The following is a 17025-nucleotide window of genomic DNA, read 5'->3' on the forward strand; positions in this document are numbered from 1 at the left end:
CAAAGCGTAGAGACGTGATGATACGTGTAGGAACCCGTACATTGGCACTTGTCCTGCTTGCACTCGCTGCAACGGCTTGCCAGACGCAGGATGAGAAACCTCAACCGCGCTACGTATCGAGCAGCCCAAATATCGACGGCCCCGCCAAGCTGGCGTCGGAAGCGAGAGAGCAGGGATATTTCATTGAATTCCGCTCGCGCTATGCACTGAGTTATGGGCACTCCTACGTCATCTTTGGTCGCGTCGACAAGAATGGATCCATGATCAATCCTGAGGTCGCAGGTCTCGCTCCCGCGACGAATGATACGGCGCCCTATGTCATGGGCCATTTTCTGCCCGTGCCGGCGGAGACCGGGTGGAGCGATGGTGATCTCGAAGAAGAATACAGATCGGCAAGCTGGCGCATCATGCTGACCGAGGCAGAATACAACAAGGTCGTCGCCGACATTCGCAAGCTGAAGGCCAAGGCTCGTTTCTGGCATGCTTCGCTCTACAACTGCAACGCGTTTGTTGCGGAAATTGCTCGCTCCATGGGCTATAAGACGCCAAACATCTGGCTCAGACCGCAAGAATTCATTACAAAGCTGCGCCAGATGAATGGCGGCTGACGCGATCTGGTTGCGTTATTCCCGCTTCGCTGGTGGTCGAATCGCGGAAAGCCTTTGCGGGGAGTGAGAATGTCGATAGCTGCCGTCGGAAAGACGTTATGGGTGCTGGGCATCATAGCCTGGTACTTGATTCGCAGGCCCCATGAGCGCCGCGCCAAGCGTGTGCAGGTCGTCAGCCACCGCCGCTCTCCTTCGGAAAGAATCGGACTTGCTGCGGCCCTGCTCGGCTTGGCAATCGTCCCGGGATTTTACGTCGCGACCGGCATTCCCGATTCGGCCGACCATGCCGCCGGTCCCTGGGCCGTGGCGATTGGTACAGTCGCGTTCCTCGCCGCCATGTGGGTGTTTCGCAGAACGCATAAGGCTCTCGGCCGCAACTGGTCCATTACGCTTGAAATCCGGGACCGGCATGAACTTATAAGCAGCGGTCCGTATGCCTTCGTCCGTCATCCGATGTACACCTCATTTCTGCTGATGGCCATCGGCCAGGCCTTCCTGCTGCCGAACTGGGTCGCCGGTCTCGCCGGCCTGGCGGGCTTCGCCGTTCTGTTCTTCCTGAGGGTGGATGAAGAGGAGCGGATGATGCTCGAAACCTTCGGTCCGCAATACCGCGCTTATATGGAAAAGACCAAGCGGATCATCCCATACATATATTAGAGGTGTACGATGCGAGGCCGCGCTCTCAAGCTCTCGGGGCCACGCCGCCTCGTAGGCGACCTGATGAGATTTTCGATCGGGGTTCCCCGGGTCAGCGTCCAGAGGCAGATGAATCTCGCGGCCCTTCAGCAAGCGAGGAACTTGGCCGCGAACAGACCCTCATGGATGGCGCTGTTTCTGAAGGGCTATGCGCTGCTTGCCATGGAGACGCCGGAATTGCGGCGTGCCTATGTGAAGCTGCCCAGGCCGCAGCTCTATGAATATCCGGGAAACATTGCCTCCGTTGCGCATGAGCGTGAATACGAAGGCGAACGTGTCGTACTCTTGAGCCTCATCAAAAATCCCGAGCGCCGGACGATCGTGGAGCTTGGCGCATCCCTGGCGGATGCGCGCACCCGTCCCGTTCTCGAAATCAAGGAGTTCCGGCGCGCCTTGAAAATTGCCCGCGCGCCCGCGCCGATCCGATGGCTGCTCATGTGGCTGGGCCTCAATATCGGACGCCAGCGGGCGCGCCATTTCGGCACGTTTCAGTTGTCCGTCTATTCCGGGCTCGGCGCCGAATCGCTCAACCCTCTGACGCCGCTGACGACGCTATTCAACTACGGCCCGATTAGCGATGAGGGCCTGGTGACCGTGCGGATACACTACGATCACAGGGTCATGGATGGCGCCAATGTCGCGCGGGCGCTGGAGCGGTTCGAGAAAATCCTGAACGGCGAAGTCGCGGCCGAATTGGCCAGCCTCGCCGAAAGTGAGACCGTGGACAGGGAGATGCGGGGCGCTGCGCGATGAATGAAGATCGAATGCCGCGGCCTGCCGTCGTCGTGGTGGGCGCTTCACGCGGCATCGGAAAGGCGATCGCGCAGGTGGCCGCGCGCGACGGCGATACAGTCGTTCTGGTGGCGCGATCCGAGGCGGACCTCGAGGCCGTCGCTGCCGATCTCCGCAAGGCGGATGAGGAAGCCTTCGTTCTTGCCCTGGATCTCATGGCGGCGAATGCCGACCGCCGCCTTGAGGCATTCCTGTCCGAAAACGGCTTGTACTGCGACGTCCTTGTCAACAGCGCCGGTTACGGCCTGCGCGGCAGTGCGGCAGTCCTGCCGGTCGAAGATCAACTTGGCATCGTCGATCTCAACATTCGCGCCGTTGCGGCGCTCACGCTTCGCTTCCTGCCGGGCATGGTGGCGCGCGGCCGCGGTGGCGTCATCAATCTCGGATCGGTCGCGAGCTTCACCCCAGGACCGTTCATGGCCCTCTATTACGCTAGCAAGGGTTTCGTTCGCTCCTTTTCGGAGGCGCTTTACGAGGAGCTTCACCGCACCGGCGTCACGGTCACCTGCGTGGCGCCGGGGCCGGTGGCCACCGAGTTCCTGCAGCGATCCGGCGCCAACAGGGCGGCTCTCTTCAAGGTTCTGCCCAAGCTCGATTCGGACTACGTCGCCGAATGCGCGTGGCGTGGCTTCAAAGCGGGTCGCCGCCTCGTCGTCCCTGGCCTCGCGTCCAAGCTCGCCGTCCTCATTGCCGCAGTACTTCCATCGGCGTTTATGCTGCCGCTCGTCGGCCGCCTGCAGCGCCGCAGCAAGGATCCCTGCCCCTGCGGTTCCGGCAAGGCCTACAAGATCTGCTGCGGTGCCACGCGCCGGCGCAGCGCCCGGTGACCATCACGCCCGATTGGAAACTCGTTTACACCGGTGGCAGGTCGCCGCGCTGCCAGCCTTCGTGCGTCTCCGCCATGAAATCGGCATAGCGCCCCGCTTCGATGGCCTTTCGGATGCCGACCATGAGTTCCTGATAGTAGGCGAGATTGTTCCAGCTGAGCAGCATGCCGCCGAGCGATTCGTTCGAGCGGATAAGATGATGCAGGTAGGCGCGCGAGTAGTCGCGCGTCGCCGGACAGGAGGACTGCTCGTCGAGCGGCCGCGTGTCCTCCGCATGCCGTGCATTGCGCAGGTTGATGCGGCCATGGCGGGTGAAGGCCAGCCCATGGCGGCCTGAACGGGTCGGCATGACGCAGTCGAACATGTCGATGCCATGCGCGACCGACTTCAGAATGTCGTCGGGGGTGCCGACGCCCATTAGATAGCGCGGCTTCTCCTCCGGCAGGGCCGGACAGGTGACGTCCAGCATGTCGAGCATGACCTCCTGCGGTTCGCCGACGGCAAGACCGCCGACGGCATAGCCCTTGAGGTCGAGATCCTTCAGTGCCAGCGCCGAGCGCTCGCGGAGTTTCGGACTATCGCCGCCCTGCACGATGCCGAACATGGCCTTGCCCGGCTGATCGCCGAATGCGGTCTTGCAGCGTTCGGCCCAGCGCAGCGACATTTCCATGGCGCGCTCGATCTCGTCGGGCTCTGCCGGCAGCGCCACGCATTCGTCGAGCTGCATCTGAATGTCGCTGTCGAGCAGCCCCTGGATCTCGATCGAGCGCTCGGGCGACATGTGATAGAGCGCGCCGTCGACATGGCTCTTGAAGGTGACGCCCTGTTCGTTGAGCTTGCGCAGGCTGGAGAGCGACATAACCTGGAAGCCGCCGCTGTCGGTCAGGATCGGCCGCTCCCAGCGGATGAATTTGTGCAGGCCGCCGAGACGCGCTACGCGCTCGGCGCCGGGGCGCAGCATCAGATGATAGGTATTGCCGAGGATGATGTCGGCGCCGAGCTCGCGGACCTGGTCGAGATACATCGCCTTGACCGTGCCGACGGTACCGACCGGCATGAAGGCCGGCGTGCGTATCGTGCCCCGTGGCATGAGAACCTCGCCGCGCCGCGCCTTGCCGTCCGTTGCAAGTAGCTTGAATTGAAACGTGTCAGTCATTCAGTCTTTCCGGAAAAGCAGGCTTGCATCGCCGTAGGAATAGAAGCGATAGCCGGATGCGATCGCATGGGTGTAGGCGGCGCGCATGGTATCGAGGCCGGCGAAAGCGGAAACGAGCATGAACAGGGTCGATTTCGGCAGGTGGAAATTGGTCACCAGCGCGTCGACGGCACGGAAGCGGTAGCCGGGGGTGATGAAAATGCCGGTCGGGCCCGACCAGGGACGGATACTGCCTTCCTTCGTTGCCGCGCTTTCGACGAGCCGAAGCGATGTCGTGCCGACGCAGACGATGCGTCCGCCTCGGGCGCGAACAGCGTTTATCTTCTCCGCCGTTGCCGCGTCCACATGGCCGATTTCTTCATGCATCACATGGTCTTCGGTATCGTCGGCCTTGACCGGCAGGAAAGTGCCGGCGCCCACGTGGAGGGTAACGAAATGGCGCTCGATGCCCGCCTGGTCGAGCTTGGCAAAGAGCCGATCGGTGAAGTGCAGTCCAGCCGTCGGAGCCGCCACGGCCCCCTCTTCCCGCGCATAGATCGTCTGGTAATCGGTCCGGTCGCGGGCGTCCTCCGGGCGCTTCGAAGCGATATAGGGCGGCAGCGGGATGTGGCCCACGCTCATGATCGCCTCGTCGAGTGCAGGTCCGGAAAGGTCGAACCGGAGCGTGACTTCGCCGGCCTCGCCTTTTTCTTCGACCGTAGCTTCAAGTGCACCAAGCAGGCAGACGTTTTCGCCGTGACCGAAACTGATCCTGTCGCCGGCTTTCAGCCGCTTGGCCGGACGTGCGAACGCCTTCCAGCGATCGGCCGTAACGCGCATATGCAGCGTCAGGGATACCGACGTGGCTACGTCCTCGCCGCGCCTGCGGATACCTTCGAGCTGGGCCGGTATGACCTTGGTATCGTTGAAAACGAGAGCATCGCCGGCCTTCAGGAACGATGGCAGGTCGAGAACACAGTTATCCGCAAGAAGCCGCTCGCCTTGCGGCCGCACGACGAGCATGCGTGCACTGTCGCGCGGGCTCGCGGGCCTCAGCGCAATCGAAGTCTCCGGCAGGTCGAAGTCAAACAGGTCTACGCGCATCTCTGTATTCGGACAAAAAGCAAACCCGCCCCGGCGGCATCGGCGCGACCGGCGCGGGCCAGCGAGGCGGGTTTGTGCATTAGCGCAAATCAGGCGTCGGCGGCAACCCGCATCGACACGATCGAATCGGGATCGCGCACCGGCTCGCCGCGCTTGATCTTGTCGATATTCTCCATGCCTTCGACCACCTGTCCCCAGACGGAATACTGCTTGTTGAGCCAGGGAGCGTCGGTGAAGCAGATGAAGAACTGCGAATTGGCCGAGTTCGGCATCTGGCTGCGAGCCATCGAGCAGGTGCCGCGCACATGGGAGACGTCGGAGAACTCGGCTTTGAGGTCCGGCTTGGAGGAGCCGCCCATGCCGGCGCGCGCCGGATTGAACTGGTCGCCGCCGGTCTTCCCGTACTGCACGTCGCCGGTCTGGGCCATGAAGTCCTCGATCACGCGATGGAAAACCACGCCATCATAGGCGCCTTCGCGCGCAAGTTCCTTTATGCGGGCGACATGGCCCGGAGCCACGTCCGGCATGAGCTCGATCACCACCCTGCCCTTCGTGGTTTCCATGATGATCGTGTTTTCCGGATCCTTGATCTCGGCCATGGTGTTTCTCCTTCTCTTTGATTTACTTGCCGACCTTGACGTTGATCATCCGGTCGGGGTCGCTGACGGCGCCATTGTTGGCTTCGTCACCCCGCTTGATCTTGTCGACGTTCTCCATGCCTTCGACGACCTTTCCGACGACCGTGTACTGGCCGTTGAGGAAGTCGCCGGGCGCGAACATGATGAAGAACTGCGAATTGGCGCTGTTGGGGTCCTGCGAACGGGCCATGCCGACAGTGCCGCGCTCGAAAGGCACGTCGGAGAACTCGGCCGGCAGATCGGGTTTCGAGGAGCCGCCGGTTCCGGCGAGCTCGGGCCGAAAGCCCTCCTGCATGTCGCCGTACTGAACGTCACCGGTCTGGGCCATGAAACCCTGGATCACGCGGTGGAAGGCGACATTGTCGTATTCTGCGGCAGCTGCCAGTTCCTTGATCCGCTGGACGTGCTTCGGCGCGATGTCCGGACGCAGTTCGATCACGACAGGACCGTCCTTGAGTTCGATGGTCAGGTAGTCGTCGTTCGACTGTGCGAGCGCGCCGCCCGTGAAGGAGGCAAGCGCCAGTGCGCCGGCGAGAGCGAAATGGAGGATTTTCATGGGTTCTCCTTGCGTGATGTGGCTCAGGCGTTGTGCTTTGCCTGCAGCGCCCGATAGACCGCCTTGGGAACGAAGGCGCTGACGTCGCCGCCCATGGCCGCGATCTGCCGGACCAATGTGGCCGTAATGGGCCGCGAGGCCGTTCCCGCTGGCAGAAACAGCGTCTGGATGTCGGGCGCCATCTGCCGGTTCATGCCGGCCATCTGCATTTCGTAGTCGAGGTCGGTGCCGTCGCGCAAACCTCGTACCAGAAGGGATGCGCCGTGTTCGCGGGCGGCATCGACCACAAGGTTGCCGAAGGCGACGATGGCGATATCTCCAGCCCTTTCCGGCAGGGATTCGCCCAGCGACTGGCGGATGAGCGCCGCGCGCTCCTCGAATGAAAAAAGCGGTGTCTTACCGGGATGGATGCCGATCGCCACGATCACCTTCGAAGCGACATTCAGCGCCTGGACGAGCACGTCGAGATGCCCGTTCGTCATCGGGTCGAAGGAACCGGGATAGAATGCCGTGGTCATCGCGCCTGTTTCCATTTGGTGAAGCCTTTTGTCATGGACCGCGGCGAACCGCAAGGGCGCGCGCGGCTCGCCGCTGTTCCCCTGGAAACAACCAGAGCGAAAGAATGAATGCTAAATGAACGCAACGTTCAAGTTCATTTCACGCCGGATGTCGTAGCGTAGGCCAACGTTGGACGGAACCATTTTCGAGAGCGTGCCGTTGTAGCGATTGAAAGGAGACGGCTATGGGACTTGCTCTGTTTTCGATGGCGATGTTTTTCGCGATGAGCTTTGCGACAATTCATGCGCTTCGCGACGAGGCCCGCGGCCGTGCGACCGCACTATCGGCAGCGGTCACCCGACCAAAGAGGAGATGACGGCGCGTGCGGCGACAGCGCCGCGCGTCTTATCAGATCCGCAATGGTAGCGGTAGCACTCTGAATTGCTGCATGCAGGAAATGCCTCCAGGAAACTTCTGCCAGGAAGTTTCATGACAAGCGGCCTCGTTACTTCCCCGGATGGGGTCGCTCTTGCAAGCCGGACGGTCTCCCCTGCCCGTCCGGCTTTTCTTTGCCGGGTTCGCAGCTCCGCCCTCAATATCCGGCGTACGAGCGTGAGCCGAGCAGGCGGAAGAAGCGCCAGTTGAGCAACAGGGCGGCAGTCCCGAGCCCCAGCACGAAACCGAACCAGACGCCGACGCCGCCGAAGGCGAGCGGGAAGGCGACGGCCCAGGCACAAAGAAAACCGACCGGCCAATAGGCAATCATCGCCAGGACCATCGGCACCGTCGTATCCTTGAGTCCGCGCAGCAGCCCGGCAGCGATCGCCTGGAGCCCATCCATCAGCTGGAAGGCGCCGGCGATCACGATCAGCGGACCGGCGAAGGCAAGCACCTTGGCAGCGTCGGGCCGGCTCGTGTCCAGGTAGAGTGCGGCCAACTCGCGCGGAAACAGTGCAAAAACGGCGCTGCTGACGGCGGCAAACCCGCAACCGAGCGCGAGCGTGGCAATGGCCGCACGTCTGACGCCCAGCATGTCGCCGCTGCCATAGGCATGCCCCACGCGGATTGTGCCGGCCTGCGCCAGGCCCAAGGGGATCATGAAGGCGATCGAGGCGAACTGCAGCGCGATGCCATGGGCCGCCAGCTCGATCGTGCCGATCATTCCCATGAGCAAGGATGCCACGGTGAAAAGGCTCACTTCCGCGAGGATCGTCAGCGAAATCGGCAGGCCGAGACGGACGACCTCGAAGAAGACCGGCCAGTCTGCCCGCCAGAAACGGACGAACAGTTGATAGCCGTGAAGTTCCGCGCGACTGTTGATATAGCCGATCGTCAGGGCGACGCCGAAAATCGCCACACAGACGGCCGCTATCGCCGCGCCGGACAGTCCGAATGCGGGGAAACCGAAGTGGCCGAAGATCAGCACGTAGCAAAGGCCGGCGTTGAGCACCAGGGTGGCGAGCGTCACGTAGAGGATCACCCCTGCCCGCTCGAGCCCGCCGAGAAACGCCCGAAACACCAGGAAGAGCAGGTTCGGAAACATTGCCCATTGCGCGACGCGCAGATATTTTCCGGCGAGTTCCGCAACGTCCGGCGCCTGGCCGGCGAAGAGCAGGATAGGCTCGGCCAACCAGAGGATAGGTGCCGTCAGCACGCTGTAGAGCAGCACCACCCACATGCCCATGCGAACGGCTCGGCGGACGGATATCTTGTCGCCGCTGCCCCGAGCCTGGGCGACCATCGGCACCACGGCATGCGCGAAGCCGCTGCCGAAGATGAAGACGGTAAAGAAGGCCTGCGTGGCAAGAATGACCGCGGCGAGTTGCGTTGCGCCCAGCTGGCCGACCATCAGCACATCCGTGGCATTGATCCCAAGCTGCGCCAGCTGCGCGCCGATGAAGGGCACGCCGAGAGAGATGCTGGCACGAAAATGCGTGCTCCACGAATTGTCGGCCGGCGGCCGTACCCAATCTTTGGTCGCGGTCAGCATGGAACTCCTCGCTCGATAACGGCGACGGTCTTGAGACCTGTTGAAGGAGAGCGATGGTTACAGCACCACCGGTACGGGCGCCAGCAGCAAGCAACGCCCTGTCTAAACTTTCATCGATCCATCAAGGAAATTGATCGAATCGCCCGCAAGCCTAAGCCTCTGTTGGACTCGACGCGGCACGCTCGAATGTGACGCCGCGGGCGCGACGCACACGCAGGTGGAAGATCGCGAGAGCTGCAGCGACCAGACAGGTCGAAATCGCATAGGGTGCACCGGAGAATCGGTATGTGGCCGCCGGCCCTGCGAAATGCGCAAAGATCTGCGTGAACAGCAGCGGTCCGAGGATGGTCGTTGCGCTCGATATGCTGGTGAGCGCACCCTGCAATTCGCCCTGGGCCGAGGATGGCACATGGGCCGACGCGATGCTGCGCAATGGCGGCTCAGCGAGGCTCTCGAGCGCCGTTGCGACGATCACGACATAGACCATCCATCCTTGCCACGCGGCTGCGTAGCCCGCCATTCCGAGTGCCGTGAACGCAAGGCCGAGCGTCGCCGTTCGTCTTTCGCCCAGTTTCGACACGACCCGCGGCAGGACGACGGCCATCACGAAGGCGCCGCCGACGCCGAAAACGCCAAGCGACAGGCCGATCTGCCCCTCGCTCCAGCCATAGCGATGGGACGAAACGAAGGACCAGACGGCCGGGTAGACGGCATGGGCAAGCCACAGAAGGAAGAAGACGAGGCACACCCATCCGATCCCGCGATATTGACGCATCTGCCTCAGGGCGCCGAGCGGGTTCGCGCGGCGCCACTCGAAGCGGCGACGATTGGCGGCATCGAGCGTCTCGGGAAGAAGGAAGCAGGCAACGGCGAAGTTGAGAAGGGACAGGCCAGCCGCACCGAAAAACGGCACTCGCGGTCCGAGCTCGCCGAGAAGTCCGCCAATGACCGGCCCGAGCGCGAAGCCCGTGCCGAAGGCGATGCCGATCAAGCCGAAATTCCGCGCGCGGTTACTGTCGTCGCTGACGTCGGCGATGAAGGCCGAAGCGGTCCCGAAGCTCGCCCCGCTCACCCCGGCCAGAACGCGGCCTATGAAGAGCATCCAGTAGCTGGTTGCAAGCGCGCAGATCAGATTGTCCATTGCAAAGGTGAAGACGGAAGCCAGCAGCACTGGCCGACGCCCGAAGCGGTCGCTCAGATTGCCGATCAGGGGAGCGAACAGAAACTGCATTGCCGAATAGACGAGCAGCAGCCAGCCGCCGTCGATCGCGGCTTCACCAATCTCCGCTCCCGTCAACTCGCGCAGGTAGCTCGGCAGCACCGGCACGATGATGGCGATACCCATGATATCGAGTAGCAGGATGAAAAAGACGAGGAGCAGGCCGCGATGACTGAAACGCTTGTCGAGCATCAAGCCCCTCCCTGCCGTCGGCCGAAGCAGCAGACAAACCATGAACGATGTCACCAGAAAAGGTGTATCGCACAATGCTCCTGGGAACAATGCGTGAACATTTCACTTTTTATGATGCGGCGATCACGCTGCTTTATGGTTCTGCTGCATGTCTCTGGAATCGACCTTGATCAGACCGGACTTGAGAAGGTGTCGCAAGCCGACATCCTGCCGCTGTCGAAGCCGCGTTTGAACCAAGTCACCCGCTGCTCGGACGTCCCATGGTTGAAGCTTTCCGGCACCACATAGCCTTGCATGCGCTTCTGCAAGGTGTCGTCGCCGATCTGGGTTGCGGCATTCAGCGCCTCCTCCAGATCGCCGCTTTCCAACAGACCCTTCTGCTCGGTGAATTTGCCCCATATACCGGCAAAGCAATCGGCCTGCAGTTCCACGCGAATCGACATCTGGTTCGCCTCGGCCTCGCTCAACCGCTGGCGCATCTGGTTGAATTTCGGCAGGACGCCGATCAGATTCTGCACGTGATGGCCCACCTCATGCGCCAGCACATAAGCCTGGGCGAAGTCTCCCGCGGCGTCGAACTTCCGTGCCAGTTCGTCGAAGAAGCTCATGTCGAGATAGACCTTGCGGTCGCCCGGGCAATAGAAGGGGCCGGAAGCGGCTGAAGTGAAGCCGCAGGCCGACTGCACGGCGCCGCTGAAAAGAACAAGCCTCGGCTCCTGGTACTCTTCTCCATTGGCTTGGAAAATCCCGTGCCAGGTGTCTTCCGTTTCGGCCAGCACAGTCGCCATGAACGCCTTCATCTCCTCTTCCTCGGCTGAACCGCGCGGCGTTTGCGAGCCGTCGCTCTGCTCGAAACCCGGCATATTCACCGGTCCGCCTTCGATGACCTGAAGCAGATCGATCCCCATGGCTCTGAACAGGAAATAGATGACGACGAGGAAAATGATCGTGCCGATGCTGAGCCCACCGCCCGCGCGCCGCATGCCGCCAGTGGGGATCCGAATGCCTCCGCCGCGTCCGAACGGACTGCCTCCGATGCGACCTCGGCCTGCGCCCCGTCGATCCTCGACGTTGCTGGATTGACGGCGGCCCTTCCACTCCATGACTTCTTTCCTCCACTAGACGGCGCGACGTCCGCTTCCTCTCGCTCTCGAGAACCGAAGTCGTTGTAGCCGCAGCCGCGATTGTTGCAAAACGCATTTGCAGCAGTGCCGGTTTCACGCTGCCCTTGTTTTGGTGGGGCCAAGGACGGGCTTGCAGTCGCGAGAACGCGCTCGCCGCAGGATCCGCGGCGCCGAGGCATCGCTTTCCGGCCGGGGGCGGATATGTTCCGCTTTATTGTCGATTCCGGAATTTTCGGGGTTTCGCTTGCAGAAACATTTGCCTATAAGCCGCTTCTAGCCTGAAAACACCATTGTTGCGCGCCCCGGCCGGTGATCCTTCACCCTGGCCGGCTTTTCGCGCAGCCAGAACGGATGAAAGCCTATGCCGAAGCGCCAAGATATCAAATCGATTCTCATCATTGGTGCGGGGCCGATCGTCATCGGCCAGGCTTGCGAATTCGACTATTCCGGTACCCAGGCGTGCAAGGCGCTCAAGGAAGAAGGCTACCGGGTCATCCTGGTCAACTCCAATCCGGCGACGATCATGACCGATCCGGGACTGGCTGATGCGACCTATGTGGAGCCGATCACGCCCGAAGTCGTCGCCAAGATCATCGCCAAGGAGCGTCCGGACGCTCTGTTGCCGACCATGGGCGGACAGACGGCGCTTAACACGGCCCTGTCGCTGCGCCGCATGGGCGTGCTCGATCGCTATAATGTCGAGATGATCGGCGCCAAGCCGGAGGCTATCGACATGGCCGAGGACCGCGCGCTCTTCCGCGAGGCGATGGCGCGGATCGGCCTCGAAACGCCGAAGTCGCATCTTGCCAACGCCACCGATATCAAGGACCAGGATCGCAAGGCACACGAAGCCGAGCGGACGGCACTCAAGGCCCGGTTCTCCGGCCCTGAACTCGACAAGGCGCTCGACGAACTTGAAAACCAGTGGAACCTCGGCGAAGGCGACCGTAAGCAGCGCTACGTCAACCACGCCATGGCGATCGCCGCCCAGGCGCTCGACGAGGTCGGCCTGCCGGCAATCATTCGCCCCTCCTTCACGCTCGGCGGCACCGGCGGCGGTATCGCGTATAATCGGTCCGAGTTCTTCGACATCGTCGCCAGCGGCCTCGACGCCTCGCCGACGACCGAAGTGCTGATCGAGGAGTCGGTGCTCGGCTGGAAGGAATATGAAATGGAGGTCGTCCGCGACAAGGCGGACAATTGCATCATCATCTGCTCGATCGAGAACATCGATCCGATGGGGGTGCATACGGGCGATTCGATCACTGTCGCGCCGGCGCTGACGCTGACTGACAAGGAATATCAGATCATGCGCAACGCCTCGATCGCGGTCTTGCGCGAGATCGGCGTCGAGACCGGCGGTTCCAACGTCCAGTTCGCGGTCAATCCGGCAAACGGCCGCCTCGTGGTCATCGAGATGAACCCGCGCGTGTCCCGTTCCTCGGCGCTTGCCTCCAAGGCGACCGGTTTCCCGATCGCCAAGATCGCCGCGAAGCTTGCGGTCGGCTACACGCTCGACGAGCTGGAAAACGACATTACCGGCGGCGGGACGCCGGCCTCCTTCGAGCCGTCGATCGACTATGTGGTTACCAAGATCCCGCGCTTCGCCTTCGAGAAGTTTCCCGGTGCCGAACCGACACTGACGACCGCGATGAAATCGGTCGGTGAGGTCATGGCGATCGGCCGTACCTTTGCCGAGTCGCTCCAGAAGGCGCTTCGCGGGCTCGAAACGGGCTTGACCGGTCTCGACGAGATCGAGATTCCGGATTTCGACGACAACGGCGACGGCCGCAATGCCATCCGCGCCGCACTCGGCACGCCGACGCCGGACCGCCTGAGAATGGTTGCCCAGGCGCTGCGTCTCGGCATGAGCGAGGCGGAGGTGCACGAAGCCTGCAAGATCGATCCGTGGTTCATCGCCCAGTTCAAGGCGATCGTCGACATGGAGGCGCGCATCCGCGAGCATGGCTTGCCGGAGGATGCCGAAAACGTGCGCATGCTGAAAGCGATGGGCTTTTCCGATGCACGCCTGGCGACGCTCACGGGCAAGCGCCCCAAGGAGGTCGCGGAACTGCGCAACGCCCTCAACGTCCGCCCGGTCTACAAGCGGATCGACACGTGCGCCGCAGAGTTCGCCTCGCCGACCGCCTATATGTATTCCACCTACGAGACGCCCTTCGCCGGTCTTGCCCGCTCCGAGGCCCAGGTCTCCGATCGCAAGAAGGTCGTGATTCTCGGCGGCGGTCCGAACCGGATCGGCCAGGGCATCGAGTTCGACTATTGCTGCTGCCATGCGGCCTTCGCCTTGAAGGATGCCGGCTATGAAGCGATCATGATCAACTGCAACCCGGAAACCGTCTCGACCGACTACGATACCTCCGACCGGCTCTATTTCGAGCCGCTGACGGCGGAAGACGTGATCGAGATCATGCGCGCCGAACAGGAAAACGGCACGCTGCACGGCGTCATCGTTCAATTCGGCGGCCAGACGCCGCTGAAGCTCGCCGAAGCGCTTGAAAAGAACGGAATTCCGATCCTCGGCACGGCGCCGGACGCAATCGACCTGGCCGAAGACCGCGACCGCTTCCAGAAGCTCCTGATGAAGCTCGACCTCAACCAGCCGAATAACGGCATCGCCTATTCGGTCGAGCAGGCGCGCCTCGTCGCCGCCGAGATCGGCTTCCCGCTGGTCGTCCGCCCCTCTTACGTTCTCGGCGGCCGCGCCATGCAGATCATCCATTCGGAAAGCATGCTGCAGACCTATCTGCTCGACACCGTCCCGGGATTGGTGCCCGAGGACATCAAGCAGCGCTATCCGAACGACAAGACCGGGCAGATCAACACGCTGCTCGGCAAGAACCCGCTGCTCTTCGACAGCTATCTGACGAACGCGACTGAAGTGGATGTCGACTGCCTGTGCGACGGCAATGATGTCTTCGTGTCGGGCATCATGGAGCATATCGAGGAGGCCGGCATTCACTCCGGCGACTCCGCCTGCTCGCTGCCGGTGCACACGCTGGGTAACGACCTCGTCGAGGAACTCGAGCGCCAGACTTCAGCGCTTGCCAAGGCGCTGAAAGTCGGCGGCCTGATGAACGTGCAGTTCGCCATCAAGGACGGCACGATCTACGTTCTCGAAGTCAATCCGCGCGCATCGCGCACGGTGCCCTTCGTCGCCAAGACGATCGGCGCGCCGATCGCGAAGATCGCCGCCCGTGTCATGGCGGGCGAAACGCTGGACGAGGCCATTGCCGCCTATGGAAAGAAGCCCGATCCGCGCAACCTGAAGCATATCGCAGTCAAGGAGGCGGTCTTCCCCTTCGCCCGCTTCCCCGGCGTCGACACGCTGCTCGGCCCCGAGATGCGTTCCACCGGCGAGGTGATCGGGCTCGACACGGATTACGCGCTCGCCTTTGCCAAGTCTCAGCTCGGTGCCGGCGTCGACCTGCCGCGTGACGGAACGGTCTTCGTCTCGGTTCGCGACGAAGACAAGCCGGGCGTGCTGCCGACGATCCGCATCCTCGCAGATATCGGTTTCAAGGTCATGGCGACCGGCGGTACCGCCCGCTATCTGGGCGAGCACGGCATCACGGCGACCAAGATCAACAAGGTTCTGGAAGGCCGACCGCACATCGAGGACGCGATTCGCAACCGTCAGGTCCAACTCGTCATCAACACCACGGACGGCAACAAGGCGATTTCGGACTCGAAGTCGCTTCGCCGTGCGACCCTGATGCAGAAGGTGCCCTATTATACGACCATGGCCGGCGCCGAAGCGGCGGCCCTTGCCATCAAGGCGCTGAAGGCCGGCAACCTCGAAGTTCGGCCCCTGCAGGACTATTTCAGCTGATATACGAGCCCCCGGGGACACGATCCGCCTGGCTGAAAAATCTGGCAAAGCCGAATGGCTTTCTGCTATAAGGGCGGTTCGGATGTTCGACGGTTCCGGTGTTATCGCACCGGAGACCGTTTTCTTTTGCGTAGGCGCCGCCGAAAGGCGGCGCCATCTGCTTGATGAAGGATAGTAGAATGGTCGACAAGGTGCCGATGACCCAGGGTGGATTCGTCAATCTGCAGGAGGAACTGCGTTGGCGCCAGCAGGAAGAACGCCCTCGTATCATCGAAGCGATCGCCGAGGCACGCGCCCATGGCGATTTGTCGGAGAATGCCGAGTATCATGCCGCCAAGGAGGCACAGAGCCACAATGAAGGCCGAATCGCGGAACTCGAGGATCTGATTGCCCGGGCCGAGGTCATCGACCTTTCGAAGATGTCCGGCTCGAAGATTAAATTCGGCGCCAAGGTAAAGCTCGTCGACGAGGATACCGAGGAAGAGAAGACCTACCAGATCGTCGGGGACCAGGAGGCCGATGTGAAAGCCGGCCGCATTTCGATCTCCTCGCCGATCGCCCGTGCGCTGATCGGCAAGGAAGTCGGTGACTCGATCGAGGTCAACGCGCCCGGCGGCTCCAAGGCATACGAAATCCTCGCCATCCATTGGGGCTGACCAGCCCCTCGGGGCGCGCGTTCCATCGTTGCGCCCCACGACCCCTTTATGACCGACTCCGTATGCGCGAGGAGCATGCTTTCGTGGCCGACATCCGGGACATCGAAATCATTGCGCCGAACTTCAAGCGGCGTCTCTCCGGCGTCACTTCGACCATCATCCAACTGATCCCGGTGCAGCGGGCGCTGGGCCAGAAGATCGCAGTTCTCGGCCCGGGTCTGCCCGCGACCTTACCCTCGATTCGCTTTCGCGACCTGATCCACCTCTGGAGCGCACCCGCCGGGCGGTCGTGCCGCATCTGGCATGCGCGCCGAAACGTCGAGATGCTGCCGGCAATCCTGCTCCGCGATCTCTTGCGTATGAAGGTCCGGATCGTCTTCACCTCCGCTTCGCAGCGGCGGCATACGGCCTGGAGCAAATTCCTCATCCGGCGCATGGATGCGGTGATCGCCACGAGCGGCAAGACGGCGGCCTATCTGGACGTGCCGAACTCGGTAATCCTGCATGGGATCGACACGAAGCGGTTCCACCCGCCGGCCGACAAGGCGGAAGCGAAACGTGGGCTCGGCCTCGACTCCTCGAAGAAGCATGTCGGCTGCTTCGGCCGCGTTCGTCACCAGAAGGGAACAGACCTCTTCGTCGACAGCATGATCGCCCTCCTGCCCTGCCGGCCGGATTGGTGCGCGATCGTTGCCGGACGGGCCACCGGCCCTCACCTCGCCTTCGAGGTGGAGCTCAAGGACCGCGTCGCCAGGGCCGGGCTTGCAGACCGTATCCTTTTCGTGGGTGAGCACACCAATATTCCGGACTGGTACCGGGCTCTCGATCTCTTCATCGCGCCGCAGCGCTGGGAGGGCTTCGGGCTGACGCCGCTCGAGGCGATGGCCACGGCCGTGCCCGTCGTCGCCGCCGACGTCGGCGCCTTTGCCGAACTGATCGCGGAAGGGTCCGAGGAAACCGGCCTCCTCGTCCCTGCCGGAGATCTCAAAGCGATGGTCGATGGCGCGGCGGGCTTCATGGACGATGGGGCGCGGCTTGCCGTTGCGGGCGCCAGTGCTTTGGCGCGGGCCGCCAAGAACTTCGCCATCGAAGGCGAGGCTCACGCCATCGGCGCGGTCTACGAAAGCCTGATGCGCTGAA

General features: G+C 62.5%; 15 protein-coding genes. 7 read left to right on the plus strand and 8 right to left on the minus strand.

What is annotated here, in order from left to right; translation table 11 throughout:
• Positions 1–17: 17 nt before the first annotated feature.
• From EKH55_RS07130 to EKH55_RS07145, 4 genes are all read left to right on the plus strand, one after another.
• The gene (locus EKH55_RS07130; RefSeq protein ID WP_151611225.1) at positions 18–608 is read left to right on the plus strand and encodes a hypothetical protein; all 591 of its coding nucleotides are present in this window, start codon (positions 18–20) and stop codon (positions 606–608) included.
• Between the two features lie 69 nt (positions 609–677).
• Positions 678–1265 (plus strand): protein-S-isoprenylcysteine O-methyltransferase, encoded by a 588-nt coding sequence (locus EKH55_RS07135; protein WP_151611226.1) that lies wholly within the window; start codon positions 678–680, stop codon positions 1263–1265.
• 9 nt (positions 1266–1274) lie between these two features.
• Complete coding sequence (locus EKH55_RS07140) at positions 1275–2057, plus strand: hypothetical protein (protein WP_151611227.1); 783 nt, start codon at positions 1275–1277, stop codon at positions 2055–2057.
• On the plus strand, positions 2054–2923 hold the full coding sequence (locus EKH55_RS07145) for an SDR family NAD(P)-dependent oxidoreductase (protein ID WP_151611228.1): 870 nt from the start codon (positions 2054–2056) through the stop codon (positions 2921–2923). Before EKH55_RS07140 ends, EKH55_RS07145 begins: the two co-directional genes overlap by 4 nt.
• Before the next feature lie 25 nt (positions 2924–2948).
• Here the strand turns inward: EKH55_RS07145 and tgt are convergent, their stop codons facing one another.
• The 8 genes from tgt to ypfJ form a co-directional block, all read right to left on the minus strand.
• The gene (gene tgt / locus EKH55_RS07150; RefSeq protein WP_069457426.1) at positions 2949–4079 is read right to left on the minus strand and encodes a tRNA guanosine(34) transglycosylase Tgt; all 1131 of its coding nucleotides are present in this window, start codon (positions 4077–4079) and stop codon (positions 2949–2951) included.
• The gene (queA, locus tag EKH55_RS07155) at positions 4080–5162 is read right to left on the minus strand and encodes a tRNA preQ1(34) S-adenosylmethionine ribosyltransferase-isomerase QueA (RefSeq protein ID WP_069457425.1); all 1083 of its coding nucleotides are present in this window, start codon (positions 5160–5162) and stop codon (positions 4080–4082) included.
• A gap of 89 nt (positions 5163–5251) precedes the next feature.
• A complete protein-coding gene (locus tag EKH55_RS07160; protein WP_069457424.1) occupies positions 5252–5761 on the minus strand; it encodes a peptidylprolyl isomerase in 510 nt (169 codons plus the stop codon).
• 22 nt (positions 5762–5783) lie between these two features.
• Positions 5784–6356 (minus strand): peptidylprolyl isomerase, encoded by a 573-nt coding sequence (locus EKH55_RS07165; RefSeq protein WP_151611229.1) that lies wholly within the window; start codon positions 6354–6356, stop codon positions 5784–5786.
• 23 nt (positions 6357–6379) lie between these two features.
• A complete protein-coding gene (gene coaD, locus EKH55_RS07170) occupies positions 6380–6874 on the minus strand; it encodes a pantetheine-phosphate adenylyltransferase (RefSeq protein WP_069457422.1) in 495 nt (164 codons plus the stop codon).
• Between the two features lie 572 nt (positions 6875–7446).
• Positions 7447–8844, minus strand: coding sequence for an MATE family efflux transporter (locus EKH55_RS07175; protein ID WP_151611230.1), 1398 nt, complete (start codon positions 8842–8844; stop codon positions 7447–7449).
• A gap of 151 nt (positions 8845–8995) precedes the next feature.
• Positions 8996–10255: a TCR/Tet family MFS transporter gene (locus tag EKH55_RS07180; RefSeq protein WP_151611231.1), complete on the minus strand. Its 1260-nt coding sequence runs from the start codon at positions 10253–10255 to the stop codon at positions 8996–8998.
• Positions 10256–10425: 170 nt separating this feature from the next.
• A complete protein-coding gene (ypfJ, locus tag EKH55_RS07185) occupies positions 10426–11358 on the minus strand; it encodes a KPN_02809 family neutral zinc metallopeptidase (RefSeq protein ID WP_069457419.1) in 933 nt (310 codons plus the stop codon).
• 382 nt (positions 11359–11740) lie between these two features.
• Between ypfJ and carB the strand changes: the two genes are divergently transcribed.
• The 3 genes from carB (at position 11741) to EKH55_RS07200 (ending at position 17024) form a co-directional block, all read left to right on the plus strand.
• Complete coding sequence (carB, locus tag EKH55_RS07190) at positions 11741–15229, plus strand: carbamoyl-phosphate synthase large subunit (RefSeq protein WP_151611232.1); 3489 nt, start codon at positions 11741–11743, stop codon at positions 15227–15229.
• A gap of 179 nt (positions 15230–15408) precedes the next feature.
• A complete protein-coding gene (gene greA / locus EKH55_RS07195; protein WP_069457417.1) occupies positions 15409–15885 on the plus strand; it encodes a transcription elongation factor GreA in 477 nt (158 codons plus the stop codon).
• A gap of 83 nt (positions 15886–15968) precedes the next feature.
• Positions 15969–17024: a glycosyltransferase family 4 protein gene (locus EKH55_RS07200; protein WP_151611233.1), complete on the plus strand. Its 1056-nt coding sequence runs from the start codon at positions 15969–15971 to the stop codon at positions 17022–17024.
• The last annotated feature ends 1 nt before the right edge of the window (position 17025 follow it).

It is taken from the genome of Sinorhizobium alkalisoli (genome assembly GCF_008932245.1).
GTDB lineage: Bacteria > Pseudomonadota > Alphaproteobacteria > Rhizobiales > Rhizobiaceae > Sinorhizobium > Sinorhizobium alkalisoli.

Excerpts from the sequence above, each read along its gene's own strand:
- carB (WP_151611232.1), top strand. The coding sequence starts at position 11,741 with ATGCCGAAGCGCCAAGATATCAAATCGATTCTCATCATTGGTGCGGGG.
- EKH55_RS07180 (WP_151611231.1), bottom strand. The coding sequence starts at position 10,255 with ATGCTCGACAAGCGTTTCAGTCATCGCGGCCTGCTCCTCGTCTTTTTC.
- tgt (WP_069457426.1), bottom strand. The coding sequence starts at position 4,079 with ATGACTGACACGTTTCAATTCAAGCTACTTGCAACGGACGGCAAGGCG.
- coaD (WP_069457422.1), bottom strand. The coding sequence starts at position 6,874 with ATGACCACGGCATTCTATCCCGGTTCCTTCGACCCGATGACGAACGGG.
- EKH55_RS07140 (WP_151611227.1), top strand. The coding sequence starts at position 1,275 with ATGCGAGGCCGCGCTCTCAAGCTCTCGGGGCCACGCCGCCTCGTAGGC.
- EKH55_RS07135 (WP_151611226.1), top strand. The coding sequence starts at position 678 with ATGTCGATAGCTGCCGTCGGAAAGACGTTATGGGTGCTGGGCATCATA.
- EKH55_RS07165 (WP_151611229.1), bottom strand. The coding sequence starts at position 6,356 with ATGAAAATCCTCCATTTCGCTCTCGCCGGCGCACTGGCGCTTGCCTCC.
- EKH55_RS07145 (WP_151611228.1), top strand. The coding sequence starts at position 2,054 with ATGAATGAAGATCGAATGCCGCGGCCTGCCGTCGTCGTGGTGGGCGCT.
- queA (WP_069457425.1), bottom strand. The coding sequence starts at position 5,162 with ATGCGCGTAGACCTGTTTGACTTCGACCTGCCGGAGACTTCGATTGCG.
- EKH55_RS07130 (WP_151611225.1), top strand. The coding sequence starts at position 18 with ATGATACGTGTAGGAACCCGTACATTGGCACTTGTCCTGCTTGCACTC.
- EKH55_RS07175 (WP_151611230.1), bottom strand. The coding sequence starts at position 8,844 with ATGCTGACCGCGACCAAAGATTGGGTACGGCCGCCGGCCGACAATTCG.
- ypfJ (WP_069457419.1), bottom strand. The coding sequence starts at position 11,358 with ATGGAGTGGAAGGGCCGCCGTCAATCCAGCAACGTCGAGGATCGACGG.
- EKH55_RS07160 (WP_069457424.1), bottom strand. The coding sequence starts at position 5,761 with ATGGCCGAGATCAAGGATCCGGAAAACACGATCATCATGGAAACCACG.
- greA (WP_069457417.1), top strand. The coding sequence starts at position 15,409 with ATGGTCGACAAGGTGCCGATGACCCAGGGTGGATTCGTCAATCTGCAG.